The sequence below is a fragment of the Nocardia miyunensis NBRC 108239 genome (genome assembly GCF_001613065.1).
Lineage (GTDB): Bacteria > Actinomycetota > Actinomycetes > Mycobacteriales > Mycobacteriaceae > Nocardia > Nocardia miyunensis.
This window is the reverse complement of record NZ_BDBQ01000046.1, coordinates 1-20,272: the sequence shown is the minus strand read 5'-3', so window position 1 is coordinate 20,272 and position 20,272 is coordinate 1. Positions and strand designations below refer to the sequence as shown.

20 protein-coding genes are annotated in these 20,272 nt (G+C 67.4%); 13 read left to right on the top strand and 7 right to left on the bottom strand.

Annotation, left to right across the window (positions count from 1 at the left end):
• Both NM2_RS19700 and NM2_RS19695 read left to right on the top strand, forming a co-directional pair.
• On the top strand, nucleotides 1-2,235 hold the full coding sequence (locus tag NM2_RS19700; RefSeq protein ID WP_084531285.1) for an acetate--CoA ligase family protein: 2,235 nt from the start codon (nucleotides 1-3) through the stop codon (nucleotides 2,233-2,235).
• Complete coding sequence (locus tag NM2_RS19695; RefSeq protein WP_067670699.1) at nucleotides 2,228-3,028, top strand: crotonase/enoyl-CoA hydratase family protein; 801 nt, start codon at nucleotides 2,228-2,230, stop codon at nucleotides 3,026-3,028. Before NM2_RS19700 ends, NM2_RS19695 begins: the two co-directional genes overlap by 8 nt.
• A gap of 203 nt (nucleotides 3,029-3,231) precedes the next feature.
• Here the strand turns inward: NM2_RS19695 and NM2_RS19690 are convergent, their stop codons facing one another.
• On the bottom strand, nucleotides 3,232-3,858 hold the full coding sequence (locus NM2_RS19690) for a TetR/AcrR family transcriptional regulator (RefSeq protein WP_067670697.1): 627 nt from the start codon (nucleotides 3,856-3,858) through the stop codon (nucleotides 3,232-3,234).
• 112 nt (nucleotides 3,859-3,970) lie between these two features.
• On the opposite strand from NM2_RS19690, the gene NM2_RS19685 reads away from it, so the two are divergent.
• Both NM2_RS19685 and NM2_RS19680 read left to right on the top strand, forming a co-directional pair.
• Complete coding sequence (locus NM2_RS19685; protein ID WP_067670695.1) at nucleotides 3,971-4,741, top strand: SDR family NAD(P)-dependent oxidoreductase; 771 nt, start codon at nucleotides 3,971-3,973, stop codon at nucleotides 4,739-4,741.
• An 89-nt stretch (nucleotides 4,742-4,830) separates the two neighbouring features.
• On the top strand, nucleotides 4,831-5,316 hold the full coding sequence (locus NM2_RS19680; protein WP_067670693.1) for a nuclear transport factor 2 family protein: 486 nt from the start codon (nucleotides 4,831-4,833) through the stop codon (nucleotides 5,314-5,316).
• Nucleotides 5,317-5,571: 255 nt separating this feature from the next.
• Here NM2_RS19680 and NM2_RS19675 read toward each other — a convergent pair whose 3' ends face one another.
• On the bottom strand, nucleotides 5,572-6,666 hold the full coding sequence (locus NM2_RS19675) for an AraC family transcriptional regulator (RefSeq protein ID WP_245718122.1): 1,095 nt from the start codon (nucleotides 6,664-6,666) through the stop codon (nucleotides 5,572-5,574).
• Here NM2_RS19675 and NM2_RS19670 point away from each other — a divergent pair.
• Entirely contained in the window at nucleotides 6,658-8,118 is a 1,461-nt protein-coding gene (locus tag NM2_RS19670; RefSeq protein ID WP_067670691.1) for a flavin-containing monooxygenase, read from the top strand. The genes NM2_RS19675 and NM2_RS19670 overlap by 9 nt on opposite strands.
• Nucleotides 8,119-8,162: 44 nt before the next feature.
• Here NM2_RS19670 and NM2_RS19665 read toward each other — a convergent pair whose 3' ends face one another.
• Complete coding sequence (locus NM2_RS19665; RefSeq protein ID WP_067670689.1) at nucleotides 8,163-8,891, bottom strand: SDR family oxidoreductase; 729 nt, start codon at nucleotides 8,889-8,891, stop codon at nucleotides 8,163-8,165.
• A 104-nt stretch (nucleotides 8,892-8,995) separates the two neighbouring features.
• Between NM2_RS19665 and NM2_RS19660 the strand changes: the two genes are divergently transcribed.
• Both NM2_RS19660 and NM2_RS19655 read left to right on the top strand, forming a co-directional pair.
• Complete coding sequence (locus tag NM2_RS19660) at nucleotides 8,996-9,595, top strand: TetR family transcriptional regulator (protein WP_067670801.1); 600 nt, start codon at nucleotides 8,996-8,998, stop codon at nucleotides 9,593-9,595.
• A gap of 296 nt (nucleotides 9,596-9,891) precedes the next feature.
• A complete protein-coding gene (locus NM2_RS19655; RefSeq protein ID WP_067670687.1) occupies nucleotides 9,892-10,647 on the top strand; it encodes a class I SAM-dependent methyltransferase in 756 nt (251 codons plus the stop codon).
• Here the strand turns inward: NM2_RS19655 and NM2_RS53005 are convergent.
• Together NM2_RS53005 and NM2_RS19645 are read right to left on the bottom strand one after the other, a co-directional pair.
• A complete protein-coding gene (locus tag NM2_RS53005; RefSeq protein ID WP_369690323.1) occupies nucleotides 10,634-11,008 on the bottom strand; it encodes a Uma2 family endonuclease in 375 nt (124 codons plus the stop codon). The genes NM2_RS19655 and NM2_RS53005 overlap by 14 nt on opposite strands.
• 151 nt (nucleotides 11,009-11,159) lie before the next feature.
• On the bottom strand, nucleotides 11,160-11,570 hold the full coding sequence (locus NM2_RS19645) for a VOC family protein (RefSeq protein ID WP_067670685.1): 411 nt from the start codon (nucleotides 11,568-11,570) through the stop codon (nucleotides 11,160-11,162).
• A 282-nt stretch (nucleotides 11,571-11,852) separates the two neighbouring features.
• Between NM2_RS19645 and NM2_RS19640 the strand changes: the two genes are divergently transcribed.
• Nucleotides 11,853-12,596 (top strand): VIT1/CCC1 transporter family protein, encoded by a 744-nt coding sequence (locus NM2_RS19640; RefSeq protein WP_067670683.1) that lies wholly within the window; start codon nucleotides 11,853-11,855, stop codon nucleotides 12,594-12,596.
• A gap of 16 nt (nucleotides 12,597-12,612) precedes the next feature.
• On the opposite strand, the gene NM2_RS19635 is transcribed toward NM2_RS19640, so the two are convergent.
• Complete coding sequence (locus NM2_RS19635; protein ID WP_067670681.1) at nucleotides 12,613-13,608, bottom strand: acyl-ACP desaturase; 996 nt, start codon at nucleotides 13,606-13,608, stop codon at nucleotides 12,613-12,615.
• A 223-nt stretch (nucleotides 13,609-13,831) separates the two neighbouring features.
• Here NM2_RS19635 and NM2_RS19630 point away from each other — a divergent pair, with 223 nt between their 5' ends.
• Both NM2_RS19630 and fadD32 read left to right on the top strand, forming a co-directional pair.
• The gene (locus NM2_RS19630) at nucleotides 13,832-15,076 is read left to right on the top strand and encodes a KasA/KasB family beta-ketoacyl-ACP synthase (RefSeq protein ID WP_067670679.1); all 1,245 of its coding nucleotides are present in this window, start codon (nucleotides 13,832-13,834) and stop codon (nucleotides 15,074-15,076) included.
• Between the two features lie 103 nt (nucleotides 15,077-15,179).
• Nucleotides 15,180-17,057 (top strand): long-chain-fatty-acid--AMP ligase FadD32, encoded by a 1,878-nt coding sequence (gene fadD32, locus NM2_RS19625; protein WP_067670676.1) that lies wholly within the window; start codon nucleotides 15,180-15,182, stop codon nucleotides 17,055-17,057.
• 44 nt (nucleotides 17,058-17,101) lie between these two features.
• On the opposite strand, the gene NM2_RS19620 is transcribed toward fadD32, so the two are convergent.
• Nucleotides 17,102-17,845, bottom strand: a complete 744-nt coding sequence (locus NM2_RS19620) for an SDR family oxidoreductase (RefSeq protein ID WP_067670674.1) — start codon at nucleotides 17,843-17,845, stop codon at nucleotides 17,102-17,104.
• A 169-nt stretch (nucleotides 17,846-18,014) separates the two neighbouring features.
• Here NM2_RS19620 and NM2_RS19615 point away from each other — a divergent pair, with 169 nt between their 5' ends.
• Genes NM2_RS19615 through NM2_RS19605 form a run of 3 tightly spaced genes read left to right on the top strand, consistent with a single transcriptional unit; the run spans nucleotide 18,015 to nucleotide 20,004 of the window.
• Nucleotides 18,015-18,218 (top strand): hypothetical protein, encoded by a 204-nt coding sequence (locus NM2_RS19615; RefSeq protein WP_157121183.1) that lies wholly within the window; start codon nucleotides 18,015-18,017, stop codon nucleotides 18,216-18,218.
• A complete protein-coding gene (locus NM2_RS19610) occupies nucleotides 18,209-19,720 on the top strand; it encodes a hypothetical protein (RefSeq protein ID WP_067670671.1) in 1,512 nt (503 codons plus the stop codon). Before NM2_RS19615 ends, NM2_RS19610 begins: the two co-directional genes overlap by 10 nt.
• 5 nt (nucleotides 19,721-19,725) lie before the next feature.
• The gene (locus NM2_RS19605) at nucleotides 19,726-20,004 is read left to right on the top strand and encodes a hypothetical protein (RefSeq protein ID WP_157121182.1); all 279 of its coding nucleotides are present in this window, start codon (nucleotides 19,726-19,728) and stop codon (nucleotides 20,002-20,004) included.
• Nucleotides 20,005-20,272: the final 268 nt, after the last annotated feature.

Sequence of the window (20,272 nt, the reverse complement as noted above, 5' to 3'; positions counted from 1 at the left end):
ATGACCCTCGAGGCGCACATCGCCGACTCCGCGCTGGCGGGACCGGCGGCTGCCGGCACTGCGTCCGCTGTGCCGCGAACTGCGTTGGCGCGGTTGCTCGATCCGCGCTCGATCGTCGTCGTCGGCGCGTCGGCCAATCCGGCCAAACGTGGATTCCAGGCGATCCGTGCGTTGCAGCGGTCCGGGTACGCCGATCCGATCTATCCGGTCAACCCTTCGGCGGATCGGATCCTGGGCCTCGACGTGTTCGGCGCGATCGATCAAGTGCCGCACGGCGCCGACGTGGCGCTGATCGCCCTGCCCGGCAGCGCGGTCCCCGACACGTTACGAGCCTGCGCGGCGGCGGGGATCGCCGGAGCGGTCGTGCTGGCCAACGGATTCGGCGAGATCGGGGATTCCGGAGCGCGGCGCGCGGCCGAGCTCGCCGACGTCATCGCGGAGACCGGAATCCGGGTGATCGGGCCCAACACCTCCGGCGTGTTGAATGCGACGACGGGTGCGAATCTCATCGGCCTACAGGATGTTCCCGCCGGGCCGGTCAGCGTGATCACCCAGAGCGGCAATATGTTGCTGTCGTTGATCAACGATGATCGCGCCCGGTCCGGCCCCGGGTTCCATATCTGTGCCGGGCTCGGTAATCAGGCCGATGTGCGATATGACGAATGCCTGGAGGAACTCGCCGAATTTCCCGAAACACGGGTCGTGGCAATGCATTCCGAGGGATTCGCCGACGGCCGGGCGCTGTTGACCGCCGCGGCGCGGGTGGTCCCGCGGACTCCGGTCGTGCTGCTGCGCGGCGGACGCTCGGAAGCCGGCCGCCGCACCGCACTCTCGCACACCGGCTCGATCGCGGGCGTGGACGCCGTGGCCGATGCGGTGCTGCGGCAGGCCGGCATCGAAGTGGTCGATCGCTCCGACGAACTCGGCGTCGTCGCCGGCGCCCTCGCCACCTGCGCGGCGGTCGCCCCCGGTCGCCGAGTGGCCGTGCTCAGCGACGGCGGCGGCCACGCCGCATTGGCCTGCGACGCCCTGGCCGCGTCCGGTGTCGAACTCGCCGTACTCGACGACCGCACCAGCCGCGAGCTGCGGGCACTGCTCGGCGAGGCGGCCGTGGTGGGCGATCCGGTCGACGTCGCCGGCGCCACCGATGCCGATCCGATGGTTTTCGCCGAGGCGGTCCGGATCCTGATGCGCGATCCGGACGTTGGCCTGATCCTGATCATCGGCCTCTATGGCGGCTATCAGCTCCGATTCGATGCCCGCCTCGCCGAAGCCGAGGATCGCGCCGCGGACCGGCTGCTGGCGCTGTCCGCCGAGCACGGGGTGCCGATCGTGATCCAAAGTAGCTATGCCGGTGTCGAACTCGCCAACCACAACCGGCTGCGCGCCGGTGGGGTTCCGGTGATCGCTTCGATCGATCTCGCCGTGCGCGCGGTGGCGGCACTGGACCGGCGCGAGCGTCGCCTGACCGATTCCGGTGCGCGGTCGACGCTGCGTTTGCCGCCGCCGGGGACCGTCATCGACGGTGCGGGCCCGCTCGATGAACCGGCGGCGCGCCGGGTGCTCGCGGACGCCGGAATTCCTCTCGGCTCATGGACCCTGAGCGGCAGCGCGGCCGAGGCCGCCGCTGCGGTGCGAGCCTACGATCGGCCGTGTGCGGTGAAAGTTGTTTCGCCGCAAGTGATTCACAAGTCCGAGGTCGGCGGCGTGCGGCTCGGCGTCGTGGCCGGGACCGCAGTCGAGCAGACCGGGGAGATCGTCGCTGCTGTGACCGCTGCCGTCCCGGGGGCACGGATCGATGGATTTCTCGTGACGCCGATGGCCGATGCCGGGGTCGAACTGCTGGTCGGGGCGACGCGCGATCCCATCTTCGGGCCGGTGGTCGCCTTCGGTAGCGGTGGCCTGATGGTCGAGGCGCTGCGTGATGTCGCCTTCCGGGCAGCCCCGTTCACCGAGCACGAAGCCCACGAGATGATCGAGGAGACCGTCGCGTCCCGAATGCTCGACGGCTATCGAAACCTCCCGGTCGTCGATCGACGGCAGCTGGCACGGCTACTGGTCCGGGTCGGCGACCTGGTCGCCGCGCATCCGGAAATTGCCGAACTCGACCTCAATCCGGTGATCGCCTCGGCGTCCGCGGTGGTGCCGGTCGATGTCCGCATGGTCTTGTCGGACGATTTCGCCCCGCCGGACGGGTCGGTCGCCGAGCCTGTCCGCGGAGGCCGCGATGAGTGAACCAGTGCTCGTGGAGCGCAGCGGAGATGTGGTGGTGTGGACGCTCAATGATCCGCAGGCCCGCAACCCCGTCTCCGATGTGGACACCATCACGGCGCTGGAATCAGCTGTGGCGGAGGCGAACAGCGACCATGGCGTTCGGGTTGCGATTCTGACCGGAGCGGGTCCGGCATTCTCCTCCGGCGGCAATGTGAAGCATATGCGTGATCGGGCCGGAATGTTCGCGGGGACACCGGCGCAGCTGCGTCAGGGCTATCGGCATGGCATACAGCGCATCCCGAAAGCTCTGTACCACTGCGAGATTCCTACCATCGCCGCGGTGAACGGTCCCGCCGTCGGCGCCGGATGCGATCTGGCACTGATGTGTGATCTGCGGATCGCCTCCGCGACAGCGATTTTCGCTGAGAGCTTCGTCAGGGTCGGCCTCATCCCCGGCGACGGCGGTTCGTGGCTGCTGCCGCGGGCCGTCGGGATGGCCCGCGCGTGCGAGATGGCCTTCACCGGTGAGGCGATCGAGGCCACCACGGCGCTGGCCTGGGGCCTGGTCTCGCAGGTCGTGGAGCCCCAGGACCTGCTCGCTGCCGCGCACCGCCTTGCCGACCGAGTTGCCGCCAATCCGCCCCATGTACTGCGGATGACCAAGCGTCTGTTGCGGGAGAGCACGCAGCAGAGCATGGACAGCCATCTGGAACTCGCCGCTGTCATGCAGTCTGTCGCGCACCACACAGCCGACCACCATGAGGCCGTCGCCGCGATGTTGGATCGCCGACCGCCCCGATTCACGGGGCACTGACGTCTCGGGGCGCATCCGCTCTCGGTGCATGATCGACTGTGGATCGTGCACGGACCGCCCGTGGAGTCGATACGGCCCACGGGGCGAGCATTCACCGAAACGTCACGAAAATCCCTATGGCGGTGACCCGTTCATGAACGCATCGAGGTTGCGGCGTCAGGGTGCGGCCACTCGCGTCGGGCCCGCCGTGGTCGGTCCTGCGGTCAGCCGAGACCTGCGGTGAGTTTGTACATGCAGCCGGTGACGAGGTCGGCCGGGGAGCCGGGACCGGTGGCGGGTGCGTCGCCGGTGGCCCATTGTTCGAGGGCCACCCGGATGGCTCCGGCGGCCGCGACGGCGGTGAGACGTAGCCGGAGAGTGTCGGTTTCGGGGGACAGGCCGGTCAGGACCGTGAGCAGGGACTGCTCCCCGGTGAGGTTGACCCGGTGCCACACCGCGCGCATGGCCGGATCCTGTTCCATGGCGCGCAGCAGACCGCGCATGACGTCCATTTCCGTGCCGTCGTCGCGTGGGGTCAGGGCTCGGGCGGCGGCGGCGGCGAACTCCGCGGGGGTGGGCAGGCGCGCGGGTCCGGCGGCGAGGGAGTCCAGCCAGCGGGACGCGCCGGTCGACAGCAGCGGTTCCACGGCATCCTCTTTGGTGCGGCAGTACCGATAGAACGTGCGCAGACCGACGCCCGATTCGGCGGCGATCTGCTCGGCGGTGACCGTCGCGGTGCCCTGTGCGGCGAACAGTCGCGCGGCCGTGCGGGCGATCTCGAAACGCGTCTGTGCCTTGCGACGCTCGGACAGGCTCTGCCGCGATGCCGGGGCCGGTCGTGTTGCGGGCATCCTCGGCACCTCCTTCTTCCGGTCCGATGATACGGGAAATGTCATAGTGGCACGACGTGTCATATGGGCGTACCGTGTCATCGAGTACGTCGTACCAGGTAAGGAGTCCGCCATGGAACGTTTCGCCGATCGTCGAGTCCTGATCACCGGCGCCGGATCCGGGATCGGCAGGGCCACCGTGCACCGCATCCTGTCCGAGGGCGGCACCGTCGTCGGCGCGGACGTCAACGAGGCCGGGCTCGCGGAGACCGCGGCGCAGGCCACCGAGCGGGGCGTCGGCGACCGATTCGGTCACGTGCGAATCGATATCTCCGACGAGGCTTCGGTGCAGGCCGGAGTGGACACCGCCCTGCGGACCCTCGGCGGGCTGGACGCCCTGGTCAACGCGGCCGGAATTCTGCGTTCGGCGCATACCCACGAACTGTCGCTGGCCGACTGGAATCGGATCATCGCCACCAACCTCACCGGGACGTTCCTGATGATTCGCGAATCCCTCGGCGCACTGCTCGAGACCGGGCGCGGGGTCATCGTCAACTTCGCCTCGACCTCGACCTTCTTCGCGCACCCGTACATGGCCGCCTATGCCGCGTCCAAGGGCGGCATCATGTCGATGACGCACGCGCTGGCGGTGGAGTACGCCAAGCAGGGTTTGCGGGTGGTCGCGGTGGCCCCCGGCTCGATCTCCAGCGATATGACCGACGGCCGCGGTCCGGGCCTGCCCGAGGACGCGGATTTCCAGCTGTTCACCAAGCTGATGCCGATGCTGGGCAAGGGATTCGCCTCGCCCGACACGGTCGCGGGCGTGGTGGCCATGCTGGCATCGGACGACGGCGCGTTCATCACCGGAACCGAGGTGCGCATCGACGGCGGCACCCACGCCTGACTCGCCCCGTCCTATCGGCCGAGCCAATCCGCGACGCAAAACTGAAACGTATTCTACCCTGGTCGCGGATCGACAATTCGGAGGTTTCTGTGACGGATCTGGCTGCTATCGAGGACATTCGCTCGCTCAAATATCGCTATCTGCGCTCGCTGGACCTCAAGAACTGGGACGAGTTCGCCGAGACTCTCGCCGAGGACGCCACCGGGGCCTACGGCTCGCCCTCCGGTGGCGGCCCGCTGAAGTTCGACAGCCGCGACGCCATCGTCGGCTATATGCGTTCCGCGCTGGAGAACGACATCATCACCGTGCACGTGGCCAATCATCCGGTGATCGAGGTGGACGGTGAAACAGCCAGCGGCACATGGTGTCTGGAAGACACCGTGATCGTTCCCCAGTACGGCGTGATGATCCGCGGCGCGGCCTACTACCACGACCGCTACCGTCGCGCCGACGGCCGCTGGCAGATCACCCACACCGGCTACGAGCGCATCTACGAAGCATCGATGCCGTTGCAGGACTTGGGCTTCCGGCTCACCGCCAACCGCTGGGCCGACCGTTCCGCCGCCCAGGGCTGATCGCGCGGGCGTGCCCCGACTCGTGGGCGAAACCTGCGAGTCGATTTCGGTGACGGCTGCCCCGGTCCGCCACCATGTCGAGATGTGTTCTGCTGCGGCACAAAGACTTTCCGGGAAGGTATGCGGTACGGGAACACCCGCGGAGTCACCGTAGCCGTCGGTGCGGACCGGGCAGTCCCGCAGGCTCACCGATGTCCTTTGCCGAGTTGGCCGTCCGCATCGAGGAGGCGGGAGCCTGCCGCGGGCGCGCGACGCTCACGGCCGGGCGAGTGAATGATCCCGGCGGATCGCGGATGGTGTTGTGTCCCACCAGCGTTGGCAGCAGCGGGTGAAGGTGGACTGTTCGGACAGGCCGAGCAGGGAGGCGACCTGGCTCATGGGTAGATCGGTGGTGGTGAGGTAGCGGCGGGCCTCGATGCGGCGCACCTCGTCGAGGATGGTGGCGAAGCCGGTTCGTTCGGCGGCCAGGCGACGTTGCAGGGTGCGCGGGTGCAGGGTCATCAGCCGGGCCACGGCCGCGATATCGGGTGTGCCGGTGGTCAGGAGTTGTTCGACCGCGGCACGGACCTGCGGCACGATCGATCCGCCCGCCTCGGCGGCCTGCTCGGCGAGGAAGGCGATGGCCAGGCGGCTCAGATGTTCGTCCCCGCCGGGGACCGCCCGGGTGGCCAGATTGCCCGGTACTCGCAGCAGCGCTGCCGGACGGTCGAATCGCACCGGCGCGCCGAAGAATTTCTCGTATGTCTCGCGCGGGGCGGGCGGGTGATACGGCAGCTCGACCGAGCGGAGTCCGTAGGGTCCGTCGACCAATCGCAGCAGGCTTCGGTGCAGGAAGGCCAGTCCGAGGTCGGTGCCCTGCACCAGCGTCGGCACCCCCGGCTGTATGCCGTAGTGCAGCGCCGTGACGGACCGGTCGCCGTAGGGATCGGCTTCCAGGGTCAGGCGCAGCGAGCGGGCGTGCACGAACAGATAGCGTGAGGTGCACTCCAGCGCATCGGCCAGGGTCGGGGAGTTGCGGATGGCCAGCGCGAGCGGGCCGAGCATGCTCAGATCCTGTCGCGCGCCGATGCGCAGACCGAGGTCGGGGCGGTGCAGGCGGTCGGCGGCGATCTCCAGCGTGAGGGCCATGGCCTGGTCGGAGACCAGCAGGTCGTCCGCGTCCAGGGCGGCGATCGGGAGTCCGGCCGCGGCGGCGAACTCCTCGGCATTGCCGCCCAGCTCGGCTACCGTGGCACGGAAACCTCGCAGTCCGGCCGACCTGATCACCGACATGTCGTCCAGAATCAAATACTTGTCGCGCAGAGTCAAGAAGGAGCGCGTGTGCCCCAGCACACTGGAGAGATGGAACATCTCGATGTCGTCATCGTCGGCGCCGGCCTGTCCGGAATCGGCGCCGCCTACCGGTTGCAGACCGAGCTGCCGGGCAAGAGTTACGCCGTGCTCGAGGCCCGCGAAGCGCTCGGCGGAACCTGGGATCTGTTCCGTTATCCGGGCGTGCGGTCCGACTCGGACATGTTCACCCTGGGCTATCCGTTCAAGCCGTGGCGTGATCCGAAGTCCATCGCCGACGGGCCCGCCATCCTGCGCTATGTCCGGGAGACCGCGGAGGAATCCGGTATCGACAAGCGAATTCGCTTCGGCGCCAAGGTGATCGACGCGCAGTGGTCGACCGCGGAGTCGCGCTGGACGCTCACGATCAGCCAGGGTGGCGAAACCAGCACGCTCACTTGCGGATTCCTGTACAGCTGCGCCGGGTATTACGATTACGATCAGGGGCACGCGCCAGAATTCCCTGGGGCGGAGACGTTTTCGGGCACGATGGTGTATCCGCAGTTCTGGCCGGAGGATCTGGACTACGCCGGTAAGCGGGTGGTCGTGATCGGCAGTGGCGCGACGGCCGTGACGCTGGTCCCGGCGATGGCCGAGCAGGCCGAGCGGGTCACCATGCTGCAACGCTCGCCCACCTGGATCTCCGCGGTGCCCGGCCGGGACAAATACGCCGACAAGATCCGCGAACTGCTGCCGCCGAAGCTGGCGCATCGCCTGATCCGCACCAAGAACATCCTGTTCAACGTGGGTTTCTACCAGTACTGCCGACGTCGCCCGGAGGCCGCGCGCAAACTGCTGACCGGTCTGACCACGCGCATTCTCGAGGACAAGGCGCTGGTGGCCGAACATTTCACCCCGAGTTACAACCCGTGGGATCAGCGCCTGTGCGCGGTTCCGGACGCCGACTTCTTCAAGGCGATGCGCAAGGGCAAGGCCGAGGTGGTCACCGACCACATCGAGACCTTCGTTCCGGAAGGGATTGCGCTGAAGTCCGGCCGGGTGCTCGAGGCCGACGTCGTGGTATCGGCCACCGGGCTGAAACTCCTTGCGTTCGGCGGCATCTCGCTCACCGTGGACGGCACGCCGATCACACTGTCCGAGCAGTTCGTCTGGCAGGGCGCCATGCTCACCGGCGTGCCGAACTTCGCGGTGTGCATCGGCTACACCAATGCCTCCTGGACCCTGCGCGCCGACCTGACCTCCCGTCTGGTCTGTAAAGTGCTGGCGCACATGGACCGTCGCGGCTACCCGGCCGTCGTCCCGCAGCCGCACGGACACCTCGACGAACATCCCCTGCTGGACCTGGCCGCGGGGTACATCCAACGTTCGATCGGCGATTTCCCCCGCCAGGGCAGTCGTCACCCGTGGAAGGTCCGCCAGAACTACCTGCTGGATTCGGCCACCACGATGCGCACGAATCTGGACAAGACGCTCGAGCCGGTGCGTCCCGCGCCTGTGCTGCAGCGGGCCTGAGTCCGGGCGCGCGCCAAGCGGAATCGCTTGGCGCGCTGTGGTATTCAGGCCAGCAGCAGACCGCCGTCGACGGTCAGAACCGTTCCGGTGATGAAGCTGTTCCGCATCAGATGAAGATGCGCCTCGGCGATCTGCTCCGGCTCGCCGATCGTGCCGGTCAGTGTGCGCTGCGCGAGAGCGGCGAAGATTTCCGCGCGCTGCGGTTCGGGGATGCCGTCCCACATCGGGGTGCGGACCGTGCCCGACCGGATTGCGTTGACGCGAATCGGCGCGAGTTCGACGGCCAGCCCGCGGACCAGGCCCTCGACCGCGGCGGCGCTGGCGGCCGCGAGTGCCCTGCCCGGCGCGGGACGGATGCCGATCGTCCCGGAGGTCAGCGCGATCGAGCCGCCGGGCCGGATCCGGGGCGCGGCGTACTTCACCGTGGTGATCGCTCCCCAGAGGCGGACGTCGAACAGGGCGCGGGCCGCGGTGAGCGGGGTGTCCCGCACGGTGCCGGGATGTGCCGCGTCGCCGGCGGTGAAGACCAGGTGGTCCAGCTCGCCGACATGTTCGAACAGGGCGATGACGTCGGCCTCGCTGTGCAGGTCCGTCACGACACCATCGCAACCGTCCGGCAGTGCGGCCAGCGCGGTGTTCAATCGCTCCTTGCTGCTGGAAGCGATCGTGACCGCCGCGCCGGCCGCCGCTGCGGCGTCGGCCGTGGCCAGACCCATCCCCGAGCTGCCGCCGATGACGACGATCCGTTGTTCGGCGAGCGTTGATTCGGACATGATTTCTCCTGTTTCCGGTGGTGATATCGCACTGGCGAAGTGATGTCTCAGAGTGTCATCATAGCAGTGATGACACTCTGAGACATCAGGTTAGGATGGTCGTCATGCCGCGATGGGATCCCCGAGCCGAGGAACGGCTGCGTGCGGCCGCGCTGGAGCTGTATTCCGAGCACGGGTACGAGAACGTCACCGTCGCGCAGATCACCGAGCGGGCCGGACTGACCCGCCGCACGTTCTTCCGCTACTTCACCGACAAACGTGACGTGCTGTTCGCCGGATCCGACCGGCTGGCTCCCGCGTTGGCGGAGGCGGTCCAGAGCGCGGAGGACGCACTCTCGCCCTTCGAGGCCCTGCTGGCCGGTTTCGTGACGATCGGAGATCTGCTGGCCGAGCGCGTCTCCGCGACTGCCGCGCAGCGCCGGGCGATCGTGCGGAACAGCCCCGAACTGCGCGAACGTGAGCGGACCAAATTCGCCGTGGTAGCCGACTCGCTCGCCGACGCACTCGAACGACGTGGCGCGCCGAGGTCGGAGGCGAGTTTGCTGGCCCAGGTCGGGGTCGCCATCTTCGTGTCGGCGTTCGAGCGCTGGACCGATGACGCGCAGTCCACCCGATTCGCCGACTTGGTACATGAGGTGTCGGCCGAACTCGCGGGCCATCTGGGGGGCGCGGCCCCCGCACTGCCGGATCCCGGTCCGCGGTAATCCGATGGGCCGGTTTCCATCCGGTCGGCAGGGCTCGCCGGACCAGGCGCCCCTCGGAGCGATTCCGCCGCGCTCGACCAGCGCCGCGCACGCCGAGCGCAGCCGGTTCACCTCAGGGCGTCGCCGCAATTGTCCACAGCCACAAGCGAATTGAAGGACCGGCTGCGGAGCCACGATCGGTGTATCGCGACAGCGCCGGATGCGCGCCCGGACGGCGGGCGCGAGGGCTGGATAGTGTGGGGTCTGATGTCACTGCGCCGCAGTGCAGATCGAGACGACAAGAGGGCCGCCGCCGGATGTTCCAGTTTGATGATGCGATCAGCTCGTTCCGATTGTCCGGGGAGCCGTACCTCGGATTTCTCGGCGCGCTGCACACCCATCTGGCGCCGCGGAGTTATCTGGAGGTCGGGACGGAGAGCGGGGCGTCGCTGGCTGTCGCGAGTTGTGATTCGATCGCGGTCGATCCGCGGTTCGTGCTCCAGACCAGCGCCACCGGAAATCGCAAGCGCACGTTCTTCTTCCAGATGCCCTCGGATGAGTTCTTCGCGTCCGAGGATGTGCCCGGATTGCTCGGGCGCCCGGTGGATTTCGCCTTTCTCGACGGTATGCACCGGTTCGAATTCCTGCTGCGCGATCTGATCGGTGCGGAGGCGGCCGGTCATCCGCGCTCGCTCATCCTGCTGCACGACTGTCTGCCGTTGAATCCGCGAATGGCGTTGCGGCAGTTCGTCCCCGGTGGCCGCAGCGAGGGCCACAACGCGCAGTCCTGGACCGGTGATGTCTGGAAGTTGCTGCCGATCCTGCGAAAGTATCGGCCGGACTTGCGGATTCACGTACTGGACTGCCCGCCGACCGGGTTGGTGGCGATCACCCGCACCGACCCGGCCTCACGCGTCCTGGCCGATCGTTATTACGAGATCGTCGACGAGCACGCCGAATCCGTGCTGGACGAGAAACAACTCCAGTCGTTCTGGGAGGACCTGAACTTGACCCCCTCACGCCCACTCTGCGCGGAACCCGACCGCCTGACCGCACTGTTCAGTCTCCACTGATCAGGTGAAACGCGCGGCCTGCTCCACGACGAGCGGCCTCACACCCGGCCCAGGTCGATCTCCACCGGAAACGGTGCGGAAGCCTCGATCGCCCCGGTGAACATCTCCCCGGTCGGTACGTTCCCCTGGCCGGGTCCAGCACGTACGTGTAGATGAGCGGAACGCCGGTCGCAGCCTGTTCGACGCGCCGGCAGAAACCGATTCCGGCTCGGGCGTACTGCTCGACCTTCACGATCCGGTCGGTGGTTTCGGACCCCGGTGAGACGACTTCGGCAACGAGCAGCACGTGCTCGGGACGGGTGGGCGGGATATCGATCGTGTCCGCCCGGTACACCACGACATCCGGACGTCGATTGTGCAGCGGCCTGAGATCCCGCTGAATGCAGTGTATTTCCCTGAACCGTCGACGAAGGTGGCCCTGCGCGAGGGTTGCGCGAGGCGTCTACCGCCCGTGTCTTCCCGTCGGCCGGGCCGTTGCGGAGACGCCCGGGTGATTCGAATGTGATTGTGGCTCAGGATGATTGCTGGATGCGGATGGTGTTTCCTGCGGGGTCGCGGAGGGCGCAGTCGCGGATGCCGTAGGGGTGGGTGGTGGGTTCCTGGAGGATTTCGGTGTCGCCGGTTTGGACTCGGTCGAAGGTTGCGTCGAGGTCGGGGGTGGACAGGACGATGCGGGCGTAGGTGCCCTTGGTCATCATCTCGGCGATGGTGGTGCGTTCGGCCTCGGTGAGGTCGGGTTCGGCGGCCGGCGGGTAGAGCACGATCGACGTGCCGGGCTGTTCGGCGGGACCGACCGTGATCCACCGCATCGTCCCGCTGCCCACGTCCTTGCGGACCTCGAATCCGAGCACGTCGCGATAGAACGCCAGCGATGCCTCCGGATCATCGTGCGGAAGAAATGTCCAGGCGATGGTGAAATTCATATCGGCAACGCTAAGCACCCTGACTCCGCTCCCGCTTCTCGATTCCTGACCGGTGCTGGTCATTTCGCGGCGGAGTCAATCGTGAGGATGTTCACTGCGGTGTGCCGTTCTGTCCCGCCGAAATCCGGTGTTGTTCCGCTCGGGGTACGATTGTCCCAGGTCACGCGGGTAAGGCAGGTCTGCGAAGTTAGGTTTGTAATGCCTTGGTGTGCAATGGGTTACCTCAATTCGGCAAGGCTTGCATTGCTGGAATGACCGGTTGCAAATGGTTACCGTTATTTCGTGCTTGGCGATGAGGTAGTGCTGGACGAGCGGGTTGTGGTTGCGCCGGTGGCGCATCCGGAACCTCACGGTATCGGGTTGGCCGCGCGGTTGAATTGGCTTCGGGCGGGAGTTCTGGGGGCCAACGACGGAATTGTTTCCGTGGCGGGGATCGTCGTCGGTGTGGCGGCGGCCACGGCTACCCGGTCGACGATTCTGACCGCGGGGATCGCGGGGCTGACGGCCGGGGCGGTATCGATGGCGCTGGGGGAGTACGTCTCGGTGAGCACCCAGCGCGACAGTGAGCGGGCGATTCTCGAGGTGGAGCGGCGCGAGCTCATCGAACAACCGGAGGCGGAACTGGCCGAGCTGGCCGCGATCTACGAGGGGAAGGGCCTCTCGCCCGCGACGGCGTGGAAGGTTGCCGAGGAGCTCACCGAGAACGACGCGTTCACCGCGCACGCCGAAGCCGAACTGGGGATCGACCCGCAGGAGCTGACCGATCCGCGGCACGCGGCGTTCTCCTCGGCGCTGTCGTTCACCCTCGGCGCGCTGCTGCCGCTGCTGGCGATCCTGACCCCGGTCGCGATCCGCGTCCCGGTGACGGTGGCCGCCGTGCTGGTGGCGCTCGGGCTCACCGGTGCGCTGGGTGCGCGGCTGGGGCAGGCCCCCGTGCTGCGCGCCACCGTGCGCGTGGTCCTCGGCGGCGCGTTGGCGATGGCGAGCACCTACCTGATCGGCCATCTGGTCGGTCTCGCCATCTGACCTGCTGCCCGGTGGATCAGACCTCGGCCGGGACCGGATTCCGCTTGCGCGCCTCCCGCGCGAGCGCCCGATCCCGCTGCTCCTCGAAGCGCAGACAATCGGCCTGCAACTTCTCCAGGAATTCCCCGAGCTGGTTGCGAACCCGATCCCCGTGCGGCCCGAAATCGTTGCGCTCGAACACATTCCACTTGCGCAACACCGGCATGACCACCTCTTCGAGGTGCTGGCGCAGATCGTAGATGCCGTGCTTGGCCATCAGCACGCCGTTGCGCCGCCAATCCGGCATGCCGATGCCGGGCATCTGGAAGTTGCACACGATCTCGGTGATCGCCTGGAGCGCCTGATCCGGCGAAAGATCCAGCGCCGCACCGCACATGTTGCGGTAGAAGATCATGTGCAGGTTCTCGTCCGCGGCGATGCGCTGCAACATGCGGTCGGCGATCGGATCCTGACACGCCTTGCCGGTGTTGCGATGTGAGACTCGGGTAGCCAGCTCCTGGAACGTCACGTACGCGACCGAATGCAGGAAGCCCCGGTCGGTCAGCAGATTGATGGACCCGCCGCCGTCCCGGATCATTCTCATCGGGTTGTACCCCTGGGTCATATGTGTCATCCGGGCCTGTTCCAGCGCGACGGGATCCACCGCCCGGGTGACCACCAGATAGTCCCGGATGACGATGCCGTGCCGGTTCTCCTCCGCGGTCCACCGGCCGACCCAGGTCCCCCAGGCTCCGTCCTTGGAGAAGTTCTCCGAGATCTCGCGATGATAGGAGGGCAGGTTGTCCTCGGTGAGCAGGTTGGTGATCATCGCCGCCTTGGCGACCTCGCCTAGTTTCGATTGCGCCGGTTCCCAGTCCAGCCCGTCCATGGCGGCGAAGTTGCGCCCGGCGTCCCAGGGCACGTAGTCGTGCGGGTGCCAGTCCTTGGCCATGGACAGATGCCGGTCGACGTTCTGTTCGGCGACGGGTTCCAACTCCATGAGCAGTTCGAGCTGTGTGAGGTTCCTGGCCACGATGAAGCCCTTCCTCCAAGTCGGATCGGCGAGTGGGACGGTGCGCGAAGAAACCGGTAGAGTGCGATAACGATCGGATAGCTGCGTGTCACAAGGCAACCCCGATCTGTTCCGCCCCCGATAATGTAGACCGATCAAGCCAGGCGCTCGAGGGCAGGAGGGTGCTCCAGCGTTTCTCACCGGGTGTATTCGCCAAAGGATTGCCGTCGAAAGTGAGCCGAGCATGACGAGTGTGAGCAGTAAGGGTTATCCCAGTGTTGTCGTCACCAGCCTCGCGGCGACCACGTCCATCGCCGGTGATGTGGACTCCACCTGGAAGGGGCTGCTCAACGGTGAGAGCGGGATCGACGTGCTGGACGACGAGTTCATCGAGCAGTTCGACCTTCCCGTGCGGATCGGCGGCCATCTGAAGGCCAAGCCGGCGGATTCGCTCAACTCCCAGGAGGTTCGGCGGCTGTCCTACGTCGAGCAGATGGCGTTGGTGCTGGGCCGGGAGGCCTGGCGCAACGCGGGCAGCCCCGAGGTGGACCCGCATCGGCTCGGGGTGTCGATGGGCACCGGAATCGGCGGGGCGGAGATCTACATCGATGTGACGAACCGGATGCAGCGCGGCGGCTACCGCAAGGTCTCGCCGCTGGCCGTGCAGCAGATCATGCCCAACGGCGCGGGTGCGGTCGTCGGACTGGAGGTGGGCGCGAAAGCCGGTGTGACAACGGTGGTTTCGGCCTGTTCATCCGGTTCGGAGGCGATCGCGAACGCCTGGAAGATGATCGTGATGGGCGATGCGGACATGGTCGTCGCCGGCGGGGTGGAGGGTTCCATCCAGGCCGTGCCGATCGCCGCGTTCACCATGATGCGCGCCATGAGCACCCGTAACGACGAGCCCAAACGCGCCTCGCGCCCGTTCGACAAGGATCGCGACGGATTCGTCTTCGGCGAGGCCGGGGCGTTGATGGTGCTCGAGACCGAGGAACACGCCCGGGCCCGCGGCGCGAACATCCACGCGCGCCTGATGGGCGCGGGAGTCACCTCCGACGGATTCCATCTGGTCGCACCCGATCTGGAGGGCAAGGGCGCCGCGCGGGCGATCAAACGGGCCATCGAGACGGCCGGATTGTCGAAAGACGATGTGACACATGTGAATGCGCACGCCACCGCGACATCGGTCGGCGACACCGCCGAGGCGCTGGCGATCAACTCCGCGATCGGCAACCACCCCTCGGTCTACGCGCCCAAATCCGCTCTGGGGCATTCGATCGGCGCGGTCGGAGCACTGGAATCGGTGCTCACGGTGCTCAGCATCCGCGACGGGGTAGTGCCGCCGACGCTCAATCTCGACAACAAGGATCCGGAGATCGACCTGGACGTCGTGACCGGACAGGCCCGCACGGCACGTATCGACTACGCGGTGAAGAATTCGTTCGGCTTCGGCGGCCACAATGTCTCGCTGGCATTCGGGCGTTACTGAGCCGGAACCGTGGAAGCTCCTGCTACTGTTCGGGCTTCGCGGTGTCGATCTGTGTTCGATTGTCATCGCACGTCCGCTGGGCGTGCGTGAAAAAGGATAGGGAATGATCGGCGAGACCTTTGATGACTATCTCGATGAGCGGGGCAATATCTCGATCCGCAGCAATGCGACGCTGATCGATTTCGTCGACAAGCACAGTGCGGCAAGAGCCGGCGAACTGGCCTACCGCTACATCGACTATTCGCGTGAGCGCGACGGCGAGTATCAGGAGCTGAGCTGGGGCCAGTTCGGCTCGCGGCTGCGCGCGGTGGCGTCGCGGCTGCAACAGGTGACCAGACCTGGCGATCGAGTCGCGATCCTCGCGCCCCAGGGGCTGGACTACGTGGTGGCCATGTTCGCGGCGGTCTACGCGGGCAATATCGGTGTGCCATTGTTCGACCCGGAAGAATTGGGACATACCGACCGCGTGCATACGGTGCTGAGCGACTGCCGTCCCTCGGCGATCCTGACCGCGAGTTCGGCCGCGGCGCGGGTGCGCGAGATCTTCCGCGAACTCCCCGCCGCGCAACGCCCCCGCATCATCGCGGTCGACGCGATTCCGGACAGCGTCGGCGAGAACTGGGTCCGCCCGGACATCAAGATCGATGACGTGGCCTATCTGCAGTACACCTCGGGCTCCACGCGCGTGCCGACCGGTGTCGAGATCACGCATCGCGCGGTGGGCACCAATCTGCTGCAGATGGTCGACGCTCTCGGCATCGACGAGACCGCGCGCGGTGTCACCTGGCTGCCGATGTTCCACGACATGGGGTTGCTGTGCGTGATCCTGCCGGTGATCGGCGGCGGATTCATCACCATCATGTCGCCGAGTGCCTTCGTGCGCCGCCCGTACCGGTGGATCAAGGAACTGGCCGCGGTCTCGGACGGCGCGTCGACCTATGCCGCCGCACCGAATTTCGCGTACGAGCACGCGGCCGTGCGCGGACTGCCCAAACCGGGCGAGGATCTGGATCTGTCCAATGTGATCGGCCTGATCAACGGCAGTGAGCCGGTGTCGGTGACCTCGATGACGAAGTTCAACGACGCGTTCACCCCGTACGGGCTGTCCAAGACCGCGATGAAGCCGTGCTACGGCATGGCGGAGGCGACGCTGTTCGTCTCGGCGACCAAGCGCGAGGACGAGGCCATGGTGGTCTACGTCGACCGGGCCGAACTCAACGCCGGGCGCATGGTCGAGGTGGATCCCACCTCGGACAACGCGGTGGCACAGGTGTCGTGCGGCTATGTGGCGCTGTCTCAGTGGGCGGCGATCGTGGACCCCGAGACCGGGGCCGAGCGGCCCGACGGCGAGGTCGGCGAGATCTGGCTGCACGGGGACAACATGGGCATCGGCTACTGGGGTCGAGAGCAGGAGAGCGAGGCGACCTTCCGCAACCGGCTCAGCGCGCGTCAGGCGGACAGTCACGCGGAAGGCACTGCGCCGGAAGCGGATTGGATGCGCACCGGCGATTTCGGCGCGTACTACGGCGGTGAGCTGTACATCATCGGCCGGGTCAAGGATCTGGTGATCGTGGACGGGCGCAACCACTATCCGCAGGATCTCGAGCAGACCGCGCAGGAGGCCTCGAGCGCGCTGCGCCCCGGTTTCGTGGCGGCGTTCTCGGTGCGGGCGGACGAGTTGCCCGCCGCGATGCGCGAGGGCGGGGTGTCCGCGGGTTCGGAACATCTGGTCGTCGTCGCCGAACGTGCCACGGGCGCAGCGAAATTGGCGCCCGAACCGATCGCCGAGGCGGTCCGGGCGGCGATCGCGGCCAGACACGGTGTGGCGGTGTGGGATCTGCTGCTGGTCCCGGCGGGGTCGATTTCACGCACGTCCAGCGGGAAGATCGCGCGGCGGGCGTGCAAGGCGGCCTACCTCGAGGGGACGCTGCGCGGCGGGCGTCGGCAGCAGGCGTTCCCGGACGACGCCGAATCGGAGTAGCGCCCGCCTCGCATGCGCTGCTGTGTCCCTGGTACGCCGCAGTCTCAGGCGCGCCAGAGCTGATCGCCCGAGCGGGAGATGACGATATTGGGCACTACCGCCCGGGCGGACAGCCGGGAGACCGCCAGCACCATCTCCGCGATGTCGGCGGTGGGGAGCATCGCCGAGGGCTCTAGTTCACCGTGCTTCCACGCGGTCATATCGGTGTCGACGTAGCCGGGGGAGATCGCGGTCGCGCTGACACCGCGCGCGGATTCCTCCAGGGAGACCGTCTCGCACAGCGAGATCAGCGCGGCCTTGGTGGCGCCGTAGAGGGCAAGGCCGGCCTCCCCGGCGACGCCGGTGATCGAGGCCAGCGCGACGATCTTGGCCCCGCGCCGCGGATCGGCCCGCGCGCTCGAGCGCAGCAGCGGCAGTGCCGCCTGGATCAGCGTGAGCGGGGCGCGGAAGTTGACCTCCAGCATCCGGTCGCGGGCCTTGGCGGACAGCTCCGCGACCGCTCCCACGCTGCCGGTACCCGCGTTGAGCACCAGCAGATCCAGGCCGCCGAACCGCTCGGCGTGCGCGTCGATCAGGTCGGTGATCCGTGCCTCGTCGGCCATGTTCGCGGCGAAGGGATGGATCTGTGCGCCGGTCTCCTCGTGGATCTCCTGCGCGGTCCGCTCGAGGGTCTCGGCGGTGCGCGCGGCGATGGTCACCGCGTATCCCTCCCCGGCCAGGCGGCGGGCGACCTCCGCGCCGATGCCACGTGAGCCGCCGGTTACCAGTGCACTGCGAACAACCGCCATGACCCAGCCTCTTCGATGATGCGGAACGATGATCCCGGCGTGTAAGTTAACACGGATTCGCGGAGCCTCGGACGGCCGGGCATTAGATCGCCGGGCGGGGGACAGTCGATCATCGAGCGCGAGGCAGTAGATCCTGCGAGAAAGGCGGTCGATCGGTGAGGTGGGGCAGTTGACCCTCGGGGCGGGGCAGGAGCGAGTGCCGGGGGTGGATCGCGGTGAACTGCGGCGGCCGCTGTCCCGCCGTAGGCAGGTCGCGGCCCCCGTCCGGTCCATGCCGCGCGGCGATCTGTGGCAGACTCGGCACCGCACGATGCGGCCGCTCGACGACCGTGCGTGGAAGGGTATGCGGGAGTTGGGATTGCGATGGAGCTGAGCACCATCGAGCGCCAGGTGGCGCTGGACAGGCGTGCCGCCACCCAGGAGCGTTCGACCGAGGCCGATCTGCGCTTGGCCGCCTCGCTGTGTGAATTCGCCCGCGCCCTGATCGCGACCAAGCAGGACGGTTCGGACCGGGATCATTCCCCGGCCGCGCTGGAACCGGCGCAGGAAGCGGTGCTGATCCGGCTGCGCTGGCTGATCCGGGGACAGGTCACCGCCCAATTCGCCGGGCAGGTGCAGGAGGCGCTGCGGCTGTTCGAGGAGGCCGCGCGCACCATCGGCCATCGCGAACTCGCCACCTCGACCATCCGGCAGGCGTGCGACGCGTATCACCAGGTGGCGAAGAACTACCCGGCCGCGGCGGCGGTCTGCGCCGACGGGCTGTCCAAATGCGGTGTGTGGCTGTGCCGGTTGGATCCGTCCGCGGCCGTGGACGCCAGTGCCGAGGCGGTGCGCATTCGCGCGGGCCTGTTCGCGGCCGATCCCGACCAGTCGGGCCGCTACTATCTGGCCAGCCTGAACATGTTGCTGCGGACGCTGATGATCGGCCGGTCGCGCAAGCAGGCGCTGGCGATGTATCGCGAACGGTATTCGGCCTGGACCACCCAGCCGATGACGAGCCGGTTGCGCGCGACGCCCATCGCCGAACTCGACTTCACCGGCAAAACCGTTGCCGCACTGGGGAAGCTGGAGTGCCAGACGCTCGAGCGCGCGGGCTATCTGACCCAGCAGCAGATCCTGTACCAGACCTCCGGCGATCTGTCGACGATCGAGGAGATCAACTGGAAGCTCGGCCTGGTCGGGCTCAAACCCCTTGCGGCCGGGGCACTTCCGGATCTGCCGTCCAAACCGGTGGAGATCGCCACCTCCTTCGGCGCGATCGCGGTGCGCTGCACGAGTCCCGATGCGGTGGCGCAGGTCCGCGCGGCCGTCCTCGCCGCCTACGCGGCCGACGGCGTGCAGCCCAGCACCAGTACCTCATTCCAGGGTGTGCACGAAACCCATTGGCACATACCCGATCCCGAGATGAATCTCACCGAGCGCCTGGGTGACGACGTGGTGCTGGTGCAACGTTGCGGCGGCAGCTGGATCTCGGTGGCCAGCCTGTACTGGGAGCTCACTCCGAGCGGCAGAAACCCACTGGCCCTGCGACTTTCGCAACGTTGGCCGGTGATCACGGTGAACACCACCGAGCGCATGTCCTACGAATTGTGCTGGTACGCGGACGGTGTCGCGACCCAGTACGCCGCCCTGGGCCGCCCCGCCGGACAGCCCGCACTGGATAAACCCTTGGCCCCCTTGAACTTCGGGGTCCTTGCCGACTACGGCGCGGACTACGCCTCGGAGACCCAGGTGCGCGCGGCGTTCGGCAACACCGCGATGTTCTCCAAGCTCACCAATCTGCCGACCAGCGGCATCCGGCAGGCCGGACAGGCGCATGCGCTGGCCGACTACGGCGACCAGGTGCTGTTCCTGCGCGCCGCCGGATCGGACTGAGCCTGATGTCGGATCCCGCTTTATCACAAGCGATTTCGCCGCGATGGGAATACGGCGGGCGTTACTACGTGGTGTGGCGGGTCACCGGCGGCGGTGAACAGGACGCCCTGGGCTGGGAACTCGAGGACGTCGGGCCCTCGCCGGGGCGCGGTATCGTACTCGAGGCGTTCGAGCAGGACGCCTCCGGAGAGTTCGCGTTCACCGCGTTCACCGACCGGCCGTTGCCGTTCGCCCTGGTCCACCGGTTCGTCGTCGAGGCGGCCCGGGAGATCCCGTCGCGCTAGCGGGCTACGCCCCGGCGTGGACGGGATGAAATCGCGGCGCCGCGGTGTTGGACAAATGTCCATCCTTTTGCCGGTCGGTGACGAATGACCTCTGCCAGTAGGTTGTGCCGTGGCTGATCTCGGAGCGGCGAAGTGGGAAACAACATAAATTGCAGATCGACCGAACCGGCATCAGAGCGCTGACGAAGCGTCAACCCCGGGTCGCCCAGTTCCGCCGACCCCGGAGAACGCCAGCTCATGGCCGCGGCCCGGGTCGATTCTGGACTGA